At 52.3% G+C, this 13192-nt stretch carries 13 protein-coding genes; 5 read left to right on the top strand and 8 right to left on the bottom strand.

Going from position 1 to position 13192, the window contains the following annotated elements; translation table 11 throughout:
- Position 1 precedes the first annotated feature (1 nt).
- Positions 2 to 730: a class I SAM-dependent methyltransferase gene (locus SH302x_RS02575; protein WP_479367122.1), complete on the bottom strand. Its 729-nt coding sequence runs from the start codon at positions 728 to 730 to the stop codon at positions 2 to 4.
- A 40-nt stretch (positions 731 to 770) separates the two neighbouring features.
- Between SH302x_RS02575 and SH302x_RS02570 the strand changes: the two genes are divergently transcribed.
- Complete coding sequence (locus tag SH302x_RS02570; RefSeq protein ID WP_479367120.1) at positions 771 to 2402, top strand: arylsulfatase; 1632 nt, start codon at positions 771 to 773, stop codon at positions 2400 to 2402.
- Here the strand turns inward: SH302x_RS02570 and mobA are convergent.
- From mobA to SH302x_RS02555, 3 genes are read right to left on the bottom strand one after another with little or no spacing between them, the layout of a single operon-like run.
- Positions 2399 to 3079, bottom strand: a complete 681-nt coding sequence (gene mobA, locus SH302x_RS02565) for a molybdenum cofactor guanylyltransferase (RefSeq protein WP_479367119.1) — start codon at positions 3077 to 3079, stop codon at positions 2399 to 2401. The genes SH302x_RS02570 and mobA overlap by 4 nt on opposite strands.
- Positions 3076 to 3408 (bottom strand): carboxymuconolactone decarboxylase family protein, encoded by a 333-nt coding sequence (locus tag SH302x_RS02560; protein WP_479367118.1) that lies wholly within the window; start codon positions 3406 to 3408, stop codon positions 3076 to 3078. Before SH302x_RS02560 ends, mobA begins: the two co-directional genes overlap by 4 nt.
- A 38-nt stretch (positions 3409 to 3446) precedes the next feature.
- Positions 3447 to 3980 carry an NUDIX domain-containing protein gene (locus SH302x_RS02555; protein WP_479367117.1) on the bottom strand — a complete coding sequence of 178 codons (534 nt, stop codon included), beginning with the start codon at positions 3978 to 3980 and terminating at the stop codon, positions 3447 to 3449.
- Positions 3981 to 4068: 88 nt separating this feature from the next.
- Between SH302x_RS02555 and SH302x_RS02550 the strand changes: the two genes are divergently transcribed.
- The 4 genes from SH302x_RS02550 to SH302x_RS02535 all read left to right on the top strand — a co-directional run bounded on the left by SH302x_RS02550 (position 4069) and on the right by SH302x_RS02535 (position 8885).
- Positions 4069 to 4623: a cob(I)yrinic acid a,c-diamide adenosyltransferase gene (locus SH302x_RS02550; protein WP_479367115.1), complete on the top strand. Its 555-nt coding sequence runs from the start codon at positions 4069 to 4071 to the stop codon at positions 4621 to 4623.
- 282 nt (positions 4624 to 4905) lie between these two features.
- Positions 4906 to 5244 carry a P-II family nitrogen regulator gene (locus SH302x_RS02545; RefSeq protein WP_479367113.1) on the top strand — a complete coding sequence of 113 codons (339 nt, stop codon included), beginning with the start codon at positions 4906 to 4908 and terminating at the stop codon, positions 5242 to 5244.
- A gap of 24 nt (positions 5245 to 5268) precedes the next feature.
- A complete protein-coding gene (glnD, locus tag SH302x_RS02540; protein WP_479367111.1) occupies positions 5269 to 7902 on the top strand; it encodes a [protein-PII] uridylyltransferase in 2634 nt (877 codons plus the stop codon).
- A 341-nt stretch (positions 7903 to 8243) separates the two neighbouring features.
- Positions 8244 to 8885, top strand: a complete 642-nt coding sequence (locus SH302x_RS02535; protein ID WP_479367110.1) for a hypothetical protein — start codon at positions 8244 to 8246, stop codon at positions 8883 to 8885.
- Between the two features lie 328 nt (positions 8886 to 9213).
- Here the strand turns inward: SH302x_RS02535 and SH302x_RS02530 are convergent, their stop codons facing one another.
- From SH302x_RS02530 to SH302x_RS02515, 4 genes are all read right to left on the bottom strand, one after another.
- Positions 9214 to 9516 carry a hypothetical protein gene (locus tag SH302x_RS02530; protein WP_479367108.1) on the bottom strand — a complete coding sequence of 101 codons (303 nt, stop codon included), beginning with the start codon at positions 9514 to 9516 and terminating at the stop codon, positions 9214 to 9216.
- A 95-nt stretch (positions 9517 to 9611) separates the two neighbouring features.
- Positions 9612 to 11090: an ammonium transporter gene (locus SH302x_RS02525; RefSeq protein WP_479367106.1), complete on the bottom strand. Its 1479-nt coding sequence runs from the start codon at positions 11088 to 11090 to the stop codon at positions 9612 to 9614.
- Between the two features lie 95 nt (positions 11091 to 11185).
- Positions 11186 to 12388, bottom strand: a complete 1203-nt coding sequence (locus SH302x_RS02520; RefSeq protein ID WP_479367104.1) for a class I SAM-dependent rRNA methyltransferase — start codon at positions 12386 to 12388, stop codon at positions 11186 to 11188.
- Between the two features lie 130 nt (positions 12389 to 12518).
- Entirely contained in the window at positions 12519 to 13115 is a 597-nt protein-coding gene (locus SH302x_RS02515; protein WP_479367103.1) for an RNA polymerase sigma factor, read from the bottom strand.
- Positions 13116 to 13192: the final 77 nt, after the last annotated feature.

The following is a 13192-nucleotide window of genomic DNA, read 5'->3' as shown; positions in this document are numbered from 1 at the left end:
ATCATGGCTTGCGGAAAATCATCAAGTAGTTCTCGCTGAGTAAATCGTTGTCCAGCGTTTCAAGCACCAAGCCGCTAGCTTCGATCTCCGCTTGGACAACTTCTTGCCCGGCGCGAACGTGGCTCAGGACCCATTCGCGTGAGACCCCTTCTTCGCGTTTGAAGTCGATGATTGCCAGCCGTCCCCCTTTTTGCAGCGAATCATAGATTCGCTTATTCATGCGGTGCGGATATTCAAAATGATGATAGACATCGCAAACAAAGATCAGATCATACTCGTCGTCGGCCGCATCAAAGTGAACGTCGGTGGAGACTTTGGCCGTTACATTACTCAGTTCCTTCTCCTTCGCTCGCTCCTGAATTGCATTCACGAAAGCAGGTGCGATATCAACCGCTAGCACAACCCCTTGGCTGCCAACGGTTTCGGCAAACAGAAATGTGTAGAACCCAGTGCCCGCCCCTAAATCGATAACTTTCTCATTCTTTTTGATACCAATCGCTTTCAGAATCTCGTTTCTTTTGGCGTAGACTTCCCGGCTTTCGACTTCAAACTTCGCCAAGTATTCTTCGACCGACAGATCTTTGCGTTTAAAGTCCGCGTTGATCCCTTCATTGACCGATTCTTCCACGACCGGAGCATCCAACGTGGCGGCCTCTTGGCTAACCCCGACGGTGCACAAGCCTGTTACAATCCATAGACTTAGCAGTTTGCAAGCTTGTGAAGTTTTCATAGCTGATGTTTTTCTCTGTTTCAGACGTTGGGTAATTCGAATGGCAACCAAACAACTTAACGTATTTCAACGCCTTGCTGCGATCTTATACGTTCTGTCGCTGACCACTTTGGCAGGTAATCTCCAAGCAAACGAGAAGAAGCCCAATGTCGTCGTCGTTCTTGTCGATGATATGGGTTTTTCGGATTTGGGATGTTTTGGAGGTGAAATCCAAACACCGCATCTTGATCGATTATCTGCCAACGGGGTGAAGTTCACTCAGTTTTATAATACCGCACGTTGCTGGCCGACGCGAGCGTCTTTGATGACCGGCTTTTACGCCCAAATAGTTCATCGCGACGCTTTTCAAAAAGGCCAAAATGGGAATCGGGGTGTCCGGCCAGATTGGGCGCCCATGTTGCCCGAGTTGCTGCAAGCGGCTGGATACACCTCGTTTCACAGTGGCAAGTGGCACTTGGATGGCGAACCCAATGCGTGCGGATTTGCTCAGTCCTATCAATTATTGGATGACAATCGCCACTTTGCCCCGAACCGCCATCGGTTGAACGGCGAGGATTTGAAAAAGGTCGAACCCAACGAAGGTTATTATGCCACACAAGCAATCACAGATCACATGCTTGATTTTTTGAGCGCCCATCATGCGGCAAGACCTGAACAACCTTTCTTTGCCTATGTGGCCTACATCGCCCCCCATTTTCCGCTGCATGCCCCTCAGTCGACCATCGAAAAATACCGCAAGATGTACGAAGCAGGATGGGACGACATTCGCCAAGCACGGCTGAACAAACAGCAGGCCCTTGGCCTGAACATCAGCCAACAGGCGGCGGACTACGAGCGCCAGATCGGCCCTCCTTACGCTTTTCCCGATGCGATCGAAAGGCTTGGCCCCGGTGAAGTGAACCGCGAGTTACCGTGGGACGAGTTGAGCAACCAGCAGAAGTCATTTCAGGCTTCAAAAATGGCGGTCCATGCGGCGATGGTCGATGAAGTCGACCAACAAGTCGGCAAACTGGTGCACTGGCTGGATGAACATAAGCAACTTGAAAACACACTTATCCTCTTCCTGTCAGACAATGGTGCCAGCGCCGAAATCATGGTGCGCGGCGATGGCCACAACCCAGATGCTGCGCCTGGATCGCCCGAAAGTTACCTTTGCCTGGGCCCCGGCTGGTCTCGATGCTCCAACACCCCTTTCCGCAGACATAAGACTTGGGTTCATGAAGGCGGCACTGCGACTCCCTTGATCGCACACTGGCCTGCTGGGATTCAGTCCACTGGAATTCGAGAACAAGTAGGGCACGTCGCCTGCCTGGCGCCAACGATCATGGAACTAGCCGGACTGCCAACGCTTCCTCACAGCCAGCCTGGTTCGCCTCAGGAGTTCAGCGGCATCTCCTTGGCCAAAGCGATAACCCAGAATGATACCAGCAACACTCAAGGTGCTGTGTGGTGGTTGCACGAAGACAACAAAGCTCTGCGAGTAGGTGACTTCAAAATTGTGAAAGCGGCCAAAGAGCCCTGGCAGTTGTATAACTTGAAGTCAGACCGAATTGAATCCGACGATCTCGCAAAAAACCAGCCCGCACAATTGCAGACGATGATTGATCAATGGGACCGCATGACGGCCACTTTTCAAGACTGGTCCAATGGAATCAAGTCTAATCAACCTTAGTTCTTGTTCAGAGTTTGCCGCAATTGCCCTAATTCCTCTGGCGTATTGAAGGAAGCGATCAGATCGAGACTATCGAGCTGAATCGCGCTCACGGCTTCATTGTTCTTTAGCAAACGCTGAATCGAACGCTGCGATGATAAGGCCGCCTGCATGGCGGTCTGAGCACAGCAAGCCTGCCACAAGCTGGGAAATGGCTGCAAGAGCGACTGATGTTCAAAAACCACAATGCGGCGAGCAATCGACGAGCGATTGATGCCAGCCAACAATTGATCGGTGATGGTTGCTGACCAACGGAACAGATCGCAGGTCACAAACAAAGCCCAAGTTTTGTTCTCGCTGCCCGCTGGATGTGCTGGCAGTTGGGCTAAGTGTTGTAGCCCCGTTGCAATACCACAGATGGGGCCTTGGCTTTCAATCGAATCGACGATGGAGCAATAGCCGGTGGCAGCCAACGCCGATGGATCGTTGATTTGTTGCTGCAGCGAGTCATATCGCTGAATGACTATCGGAGGAGTCCCAATGTCATGGAGGATCGCGTTGAATATGGACGCAAGTTGCGTAGTCTCACCAACTGAGACTTGGCATTTGTTTGCTCCAAATCGTTCCGAAAGTCCGCCAGCCAAGATGAATGGCTGAACATGGTGCCTTTTCACTGAGCCATCTTGGTTGAGGTTCATGACGCATCGTCGCGATCAAACTGCAACTGAGCCCAGGACCAAGCGGCGACGGTGCGCGGAAAGCCGACGGTGTTCATTCCGAGGAAAATCGCTTGCACAATTTCCTCTTTCGTCGCACCTGCCTCGCTAGCACGTCGGACATGAGATCGGACGGCAGATTCTAAACCGCCGCCCAACGCGATCCCTATTTTGATCAACGACTGCGTTTTCGCATCCAAAGGGCCGACATGGTCGACCGCTTTGGCCATTTGCTCGTGAGCCGCAACGATTTCTGGATAAGTCGCTTGAAGCTTTTCAAAGGTTTTCGGCAGTGGTTTAGGCTCGGACATAGTTAACCAGCAAGTTGCGAGTTTGCAGTCGCAGCGAATCAAGAATTGGAAACGGTATTACAGAACGGCCAACTCGGATGGTTAGCAAAGTGCGATTCCAGCATACTCAGCAATGGGTCGATGGTCCGCTGCTGAAGGGTATGCGGCGGCGCCCAGTCAAACCAGTGGAAGCCTAGATGTTCTGTGGTATGGATAGGACTGTCTTTTTTAAGCCAAGCCAAAAAGATGACGAGTTGCTTGCGTTTGGTAGTATTCTTCCGTGTTGCAACGTCGTAGAACTGCTCGTAGCGAAAGGCCGAATCGGTTGAGATGCATTGATCATGGATACCCGTTTCTTCCAGCAGTTCACGTAAGGCCGCTTGTTGGAGGGTTTCCCCCTCATCGACATGTCCTTTTGGCAGATCCCAGCGGTCAGCATGCTTCATCAGCAAAAACTGGAGTCGCGGGGCTTGGACTCCCACGCCGGGTAACTTAGACTCGGCGGCTTGTTCCAATTCATATAATCGGGTGACGGGCGTTCGGCGAAAGACGATGTAGCCCGAGGACACGATTTGAGCAGTAGAAAACTCCATTTGAGTACTTTGTTTCGCTTTCCACGGAAACGAACAATCTTGGCTGGAACTCTAAACAGGTGTACGCGACGGAGATGAAGTTTACTAGATGAAAATTTATACGAAAACCGGAGATGAAGGTTTAACAGGCCTTTATGGGGGAGGCCGCGTCCCGAAGGACCACGCAAGGATCAGTGCCTACGGCGGCATCGATGAACTAAATGCCTTTTTAGGGCTGCTGAGAACTTCGTTGAGCGACCCTGAAGTGGATCAATTGCTGATCGCGATCCAGCAGGAGCTGTTCTGCGTTGGGGCAGAACTGGCGACCGTGGAACCCGAGAAGTTGAAGGTAGCGTGGTGCGCCACTGAGCCGACAGAACGATTGGAACAACAAATCGATCGTTGGGATGCGGAGCTTCCGATGTTAAAGAACTTTATTCTGCCTGGGGGGAGCGCAGCGGCGGCACATTGCCATGTTGCTCGAACTATCTGTCGCCGATGCGAGCGAGAGATCGTACATTTGGGCAAGATTGATGCAAGTGTCCACACTTCGCACATTGTTATTTACCTAAATCGACTTAGCGATTTACTGTTCGTCATGGCCCGCCGGTTGAACCAACTAGCGGAAATCGACGACGTTGCATGGACGGGCGTAAAAGCTTAGCGGAGCGGTTTGGGCGTTTTGGAAAGTTCGATCTGTCACGATTGTTCGATAAGACGGGGTGCGGAGCAATTATCGGGCAAAAATTTTGCTTCTTCTGCTCGCGCCCTTCTTTGCTGGCGAAAGTGTTAGGCTAAACTAACACACAGCGACTGGGGGCCGCAGGGGCGGAACTGGCTTGCCGGCGTAACTGTAACTTGTTTGATTTTGTTTGTGGTCATTGGAATGCATCGAAGGGCAAGTCGATATTTTCAGTGCTGCGTTTTACGTCCGGAGTGAACTGGAATGAAAAAAGTTGAAGCCATTGTTCGTCATTTTAAGCTCGAAGATGTCAAGAATGCGTTGACCGAACAGGGGATTCACGGGATGACCGTAACTGAAGTTCGTGGTTTTGGTCGCCAAAAGGGTCACACTGAGATCTACCGCGGAACAGAGTATGCCGTTGATTTCGTTCCCAAGGTCAAGATCGAAGTGGTTTGCAGCGATGCAAATCTGCAAGCTGCGATCGATTCCATCGTGAAAACCGCTCAGACAGGGCAAATTGGTGACGGCAAGATCTTTATTTATGATCTTGCAAACGCCATCCGCATTCGTACCGGTGAAACTGGCGACGAAGCCCTTTAGTAGCTGTTCTCTAGGCCATAACCTATGTCTGTGAAGCCATCGCTGCATCCTGCTGTTTTGGATGCGCGATTGCGGCTAGATGAAAATCGTGAAAAAGCTCGTGCGCAGCACAACGCCGGAGCTTCTGGCCGTCAGGTATGCTTTCTGTGGACCGACGCGGTCGACAATATTCTTTGCGACATAATCTGCGCTGCTGCCGAAATCAATCGTCTTGATCCTGCTTTACCGGGTATCACCCTGGTCGCTCATGGTGGATTTGGTCGACGTGATTTGGCTCCTTACTCCGATATCGATCTCATGCTGCTCTATCGTGGGCGCAGCGAAAGTGCAGCTTTAGCCCTCGCTCGCTCACTGGCGCAAATGATCGTCGACTCCGGGATGCAATTGGGCTTCTCCACACGCACATCTAGACAAGCGCGTGCTCTGGCTTGGGCCGATGCCGCGGTCTTTACCTCCATTGTTGAAAGTCGCCACCTGTTTGGCGACGAGCAGTTGTTCGAAAACTTTCGAGACTCCTTTCGGACAGGTTCACACAGCCGAGCCCGCAAGCTGATTCCACTGATCCAAAAGTCCCGGCTAGAAGAACAAGAGCAAACCGGCGAGACTTCTTTTTTGCTGCACCCGAACATCAAACGCTCGCGCGGTGGCTTGCGGGACGTGCAAATGGTCCGGTGGGTAGGATTCGCCCGCTATGGAGAAGCAGATCCCGAGCAACTCGAAAAAATGCAACTGCTGACCGCCGAAGACTACCGCGCGATCAACCAAGGCTATAACTATCTTATCCGACTAAGAAATCAGATGCACTTTGACGCAGGCCGAGCGGTCGACCTGCTAGACCGTGGCAAACAGTTGGAACTTGCCAAGTGGGCTGGGTTTGAGGGTAGCGCGGGACTGCTGCCAGTGGAGCAGTTCATGCAAGAGTACTTCGCTTACACCAGCGAGATTCGATACTCATCTCGGCATTTCGTTGAATCTAGCAAGACTTCGTTTGCATATGCTACCAGTGTCGCCAGAGTCTTTTCCCGCTCGCTGGGAAATGACTATCGCATCGGCATCAGCGAGATCTGGCCTACCCGCGCGCGACGTAATGCAATCGTGTCCGATCCTGCCAAAGTGATTGAACTGATGCTGCTGGCCAATGAGCATAACCGCCGCATCGACCATAAGACTTGGCTGGCAATTCGCGACTCCATGCTAAAGCGTCCTCCAACTCCTCCCAGCAATGAAACCATCGCTCGCTTTTCTTTGTTGATGAATCAACCGCGAAAACTGGGCCCGATGCTCCGTCGGCTTCACGAACTGCGAGTACTGGAACAAATCATTCCCGCCTTTAAACATGCACGTTATCTGCTGCAGTTTAACGAGTATCACAAATACACCGTCGATGCCCACTGTATCTTGAGTGTGCAGGAAGCGACTGAATTTGCGAACTTAGACAACGTGCTGGGAGAGACCTATCGTGGCTTAAAGAATAAAGCTCTGCTCCATCTCGCACTGCTGATTCACGACGCAGGAAAAGGCTTTCCTGAAGACCACAGCGAAGTCGGTGCCCAGATCGCAGCAGAAACGGCTGACCAATTGCGTCTAAGCTCCAGCGAAAAGGAGTTGCTCGTGTTCTTGGTGCTCAAGCACCTCATCATGACGCACACCGCCTTTCGCTATGATCTAGCCGAAAAAGACACCATCGTTGCGTTTGCAAAGCAGGTTGGCAGCGTCGAAGCACTACAGATGCTATTTATTCTCTCATGCGCTGACTTGGCCGCGGTTGGCCCCGGGGCGTTGACCGACTGGAAATTAAACCTGATCAAACAGTTGTACCAATCGACGTTGATCGAGTTGAGTCATAGCGACCAACGCACTGAAGCCGGATTCGTTACAGAGGTGGAGCAACAACGCGGCCATATTGCCGCGCTAGCTGTCCTTGAGAAACCGACCGAATGGTGGCAAAGCCAAATCGCCAAAATACCGGCTGCTTATCTTTTCCTGCTGACACACGAGCAGGTCATCGATGAACTACGCAAGCTACACCAACTCAACGAAGCGGAACCCATCGCTGTCTGGGGCAGCTATCGCCCTCAGCAGAATGCAAGTCAGTATGTCGTGGCCGTAAAGCAACAAGTGCCAATTGGACTTTTCTCACGCATTACCGGGGCACTCTCATCGCTAGGGCTGAACATCCTGTCTGGTGAAGTACATACCCAGCCGGATGAAATTGCTTGGGACCGCTTTTTGGTGGAAGATCCCGACTATGATGGTGCGCCGCCTCCGTACCGAATCGACGAAGTATGCCAGAAGATTCTGGCCTATCTGAAATCGGAACAGATTCCAACACCTACGTACCGTAAGATTTGGACCGCAAAATCAGACCAGCAAACGTTCCGGCATCAGCCCGTCCAAGTTCGCTTCGATAACAACACCTCAGACAAGTACACGATCATATCGATTTTCGCATACGATCGGCCAGGTTTGCTATTCGAAATCTCCAAGACCATATCCACTTTGGAGTTGGTCTTACACACCGCCAAATTCAGTACGCATCTAGATCAAGTTGTAGACGTTTTTTACGTTACGACGATCGATCGCAAAAAGGTGCTTGAATCAACACGTTTGTATACTTTGCGTCAAAGTCTGCTCAAAGCGATCGACATCGAAGAATGATAAGCGTGAATGCCCGACCGGGTTCTCCACACGCTGCCCGTTACATTTTGCGCAGGTCAATCTACTAACTTATTTGGCACATCGCGCATACGATTTGACAAATGCGCGTGGATTTGTAGACCAATAAGTTGCTCCTGCGCGCTTCATGGGTAAGGCTTCAGTACGCAAGATTTGGTTTCAGACATACCAGCACTCGCTGCGATCCCAACTCGCGGTAAAAGTGGAAATGTGTCCACGGGCAAAGAGATTTCACTGGTCGTCTGAAACCGAATCTTTTGGATAAAGCCCCGCACAGCGTGTGCAGGTTCTTGAACCGATTTCCCCAAACATGGATGTTGAAGATGATTCGCACGACGCTTCTTTCAATTTTCGCCGTCAACATCGTTTCCTCGATAGCGCTGGCGCAAACCGATCTGGATGGTTTTGAGTTCCCAGCTTTCGATGATTCGCCGACCTCGGTAAGTGTGTTGGCTGCCCCCGAGAACGTCATCCATTCGCAACCGTCAACACAGTACTCAGAACTGAGATCACTGCCGCCAGTTCAGCCAGTAATCCAAGCTGAAGTAGATGCAGCGACCATGTCCCGACCCAACGCGTCATCTGAACCGCGATATATTTCCTCGCCAGCCATGCCGCCGGTTGCTGTCCCGGTTGCTCCAGTTCAATCCATACCAGCACACTTCAGTGGCTATATACCCGCTGGGCCTTCCGCTCCACCCGCCTTGTTGGGCTATATGCAATGTGCGCCCAACTCGTGCCCCAACGTGTGGGCTGGCTTTGCCGCTCAACACCAAGCGGATGTTGCAGCCTACTGCAGCCAACATGGCGGTCATCGCCATGGGCACGGTTGTGGGTGCCTGGGTGTGTCGAATTACGCTGAACCTTGCATCAACGGATGCGGCGGCGGTTGTCTGCACGGCAAGAAGCTACACAATCGCTATGCTCCAACTGCGGCAACTTGTGACTCGTGCACTTCGCATTAAGCCGACCATCGTCATCGATTTTTCGTAATCGGTAAAGTCGGTGACTCAACGCCGTCAATCCAGTGTCTACCCCACAAATATCTGCCCAATTTTTTTATTTCTGCGTCTGCGGTTGGCCGATGCAATAAGTACCACGGATTGGGAGGGGAATGTCTGAAGGGAGCCACCTTGTTCAGACAATCCTTGCGACATGTGGGGTCATGGCATGACGATGGAGCGGTATGCCATGACCTTTTTTTTGCGCTGAGCGAAAAAATCGATCGCCATTCTGTTCTCGCCAGATCCTCGGTCCAAGCAAGCTTTCTCGCTAGCCCTCGGCAGCATCTATTTATCGCAAGGCGATGTGCTGTACGCGATGCTCGACCAGCCACTCCAAAAGGGATTCCGCCTCTTCGCTCAATTCCACCTCTGCAGCGTTCTCCGCTCGCAAAGGAGAAACCACGAGAAAGCCGCCCTCGTCCAAAATCTTCTCGACCGATTTCAGATCAAACCAATGCTCATTGGGTCCCAGCACAATGTTGGTCTCGCCCCCCGGTTCGCTGGTGAAATACGGAAGCTGGCTGCGGATGCGATCGGAAATCGCTAGCGGTTCCAGGTCGGTCTGGTCTAAAGAAACAACCTTGATCAACATCAAAAGACTCTCAGGAAAGTATCAAAAGCAAAAAGGCGGTCGCGAAAGGTCGCAACCGCCTATCTTATCCAATAGGTTGTATGCTTTTTGAAACGCTACAGGAAGATGTAACCTTCTTCACCATGCATTTGAACATCCAAACCTTGACGTTCGATTTCCGCTGGTACGCGAAGTCCTACAAGCATATTCACAATAAACAGCAGGACGACGGAACCGACAATCGAGAACAGGTAAGTGACCACTACGGCCGCGATTTGACCAGTAAGCACCGATCCGCCTTCCAGCAGACCCAGCTTGGTGTCACCAGCAATGTCCCAGCATGCCCGAGTCGCGAAGACCCCAGTTAGTATCGCGCCTAAAGTCCCGCCCACGCCGTGGACGCCAAATGCGTCCAGAGCATCGTCGTAACCTAAAGTAGCCTTGAGTTTTGAGCACGCGAGATAGCAAACCACGCCGGCTGCAAAACCCATCACCAAAGCTGGCATCGGCTGTACAAAGCCTGCTGCTGGAGTGATACAAACTAATCCTGCTACGATCCCCGAACTTACGCCCAGGACCGTGGGCTTACCTCGAATCGTCCACTCAATTCCCAACCAGCCCAGGCCACCCGCCGCGGCTGCGAAATGCGTCACCGCAAATGCGCTGGTCGCTAATTCGTCGCTCAACAACTCCGAACCTGCGTTGAATCCGAACCAGCCGATCCACAGCATCGCCGCACCCATTGCGGTGTAGGTCAAGTTATGCGGCGGCATCGGCTCTTTGCCAAAACCTAACCGCGGACCGACCATGATCGCGGCCACCAAAGCGGAAACACCGCTACTGATGTGTACTACGGTCCCACCGGCAAAATCCAAAGCGCCGCCAAAAAATGCACCATCTGCTCCAAAAGCCAACCAACCGCCCCCCCATACCATGTGGGCCAATGGGCAGTAGATGAAAATCCCCCACAGCACCGAGAATAAAGCCATCGCACTGAACTTCATGCGTTCGGCGAATGCTCCGCAGATCAACGCCGGAGTAATGATAAAGAACATGCCTTGGAATAGCATATGCGAATATCGGGTAATCCCCGTCTCACCCATCATCGGCGTCACAGGACCGCCAGCAGCGTCATCCCAGGTGCGAGAGACACCGTTCATGAAGGCGTACTCCGAAACACTGCCGATGAACTGGTTCGCCGAGCCACCATTTCCGAAAGCCAGTGAATAGCCGATTAAGGCCCAAAGCACGGTCATCATCGCCATCATGAACATGCACTGCATCATCACGCTGAGCACGTTTTTCTTGCGAACCAAGCCACCATAGAACAGGGCTAGTCCAGGCGCCGTCATAAACAAAACCAGCGCCGAACAAATCAGCATCCAGGCATTGTGTCCTGCGATCGAAGCCGATTTCGCTAACTCGTTAACGCTTTCCAGTGTGAGCTCGGCAGCGGCTTCTTCCGCTGGAGCAGACTGAGCGACGACGGCCGCTGTATCAGCAGCTTCCTGGCCAAGACAGAAACTTCCACTCAAGAAACTCAAAACTACAAAACAACCATACAGCCCAAATCTGCTGCGCCTCAACAAATTCATGTCTTTCTCCAAAGTCGGAGGTAAATTAAATCAGTAACACTTGAGAGGAATTAATGCACAGTGTTGCTTGGACGAGGCGGAACTTCCAGGGCCTGTCAAAAAATTTTGCAGACAAAACACTTTAAGTAGTCGGTTTCTGGGCAATTAATAATGGTTGGGTGGTCGTCAGCAGCCCCCCGCTGCTCCAAGACCTGAATCTCGCGGCCAGATCGCTTGGAGACACCCAGCAACATCTGCCGGAAATCCTCGCGCGTGACTCGGCCAGAGCAAGAGCAGGTTACCAGAACCCCGCCGGGCTTCAAAAGTTTGGCCGCCAAGTAGTTCAGGCGATGATAGGCAGCAAGGGCGCGCTGGACCTGCGACCGCGAACTTGCCATGCGGGGAGGATCCAACACAATTGCATCCAAGACTTCCCCACGGTCAATCCGTTGCTCCAAAGCACTATAAAAATCATTCTGCTCAAACAAAATATTGGTAAGCCCGTTGAGCTGAGCGTTCTGAGCTGCCAGGTCGAGCGCCTTTTGGCTGGAATCGACTGCCGTTATCTGTGCATTGGGGCTCCATTTCGCAATCGTGCAGGCAAATCCGCCGGTGTAGGAGCAGATATCTAGCACCTTCGAACCATCGCTGATCCATTGGGCGGCAGCCAAACGATTCTGTCGTTGGTCGAGATAATGACCCGTCTTTTGACCGCCTAGCAGGTCTACATGGAAGGCAATCTCGTTTTCCGTGAGCACGATACCCGATTCGGGAATACTGCCACGAATCACCTCATGCCGCGGCTCGATACCTTCTCGAGTAGCCGTAGATTGGTCGACTTGCAACAACACGCCAGCAGGATTGAGCTCCGCTTGCAGCGTATCCAGGACTACGGGCAGGCGAGAAAGCAGTCCAGAGGACGTGATTTGTACGACCAAGTAAGGTCCATACGCATCCACGATAAGGCCGCTGATCAGGTCCGCCTCGCTAAAAATCAAACGCCGTGAACTGTAGGGGCTAGCTGAGCCGAAGGTCACGCGGCTTTTGCGCAAGGCTATCGCCTCGACAATACGTTGCTGGAACAACTCATCGCTCAGTTCTTGCTCTGCCTGCCAAGCATAAATGCGAACGGCGATTCGGCTGTCAGGATTAAAGATCCCGCGGCCCACGAACCGCTGCTTGCTATCTACCAGGTCGACGACCGAGTCTTTGGCGATCGGCTGAATCGTCATTTGCAACGAAGTTGACAGCACCCAAGGATGTTTCGCCACCACACTGGGAATGGCACTGTCACGAATTTTCAAGACCGAGTTCGACATGGAGAGGCGGATGCAAAGGAAAAAGCGGCTGACGGACACCCCGCCAGCCGCTCCCTACTTTAACCTCAACGAGCTTAAACGCGATTGCTGATTGAGAAAAACTCAAACAGCCTTGCCCGCCCCCAAAGCGTCAGATCAGTTGCTGCTCCGACAGCTCCTTCGCCAAACGCTTACGAGCCACGTGCAGCCGCCGCTTGATCGTCCCAATTGGCGCGTTGAAGGAATGAGCCATCTCAATCAAGGACTGATCGTTCAAGTAAAATGCGACCAGCGTCTTGCGATCGCTATCGTTCAAACGATTCAATCCTACTTGCAACTGTTCGGCCAGTTCGCTGTCCTCGGCGGCTGCCGATGGATCCCGAGACTTGCCAACGTTCGCATCCAAGCTTTCTGGCTCAACCACAATCGTCACCCGTCGACGGCGGCAATAATTGATCGCCGTGCGATGCGTGATGCGTCGCAGCCAGGAACTGAACGCGGCAGGTACCTGCAATTGATCCAGCCGTCTCATCACCAAGATAAATACTTCTTGGCTGATTTCCGCCGCATCATCACGGTTGCTCACGTACTGGGCAGCCAGCATGCCGACATAGTTTTGATGCCGCTGGATCAATTCCTCCAATGCGGAACGGTCGCCAGCTTGAGCATCCAAAACCAATTCAATCACGCTCCGCTGAACTTCCTCAGCAGAATCAAAAATGCAGATGTCATCTAATACAGCACTCATCGTCTCTCTCCGTGAGCACCTGGCAGGTGGCAAGCCGAACATCAATAGGGGCTGACAACCATCCAAGTACTATGTTT

The organism is Njordella calcicola (assembly GCF_056494125.1).
Note: the sequence above shows the minus strand (reverse complement) of the source record. Positions and strands in the feature narration are given on the sequence as shown.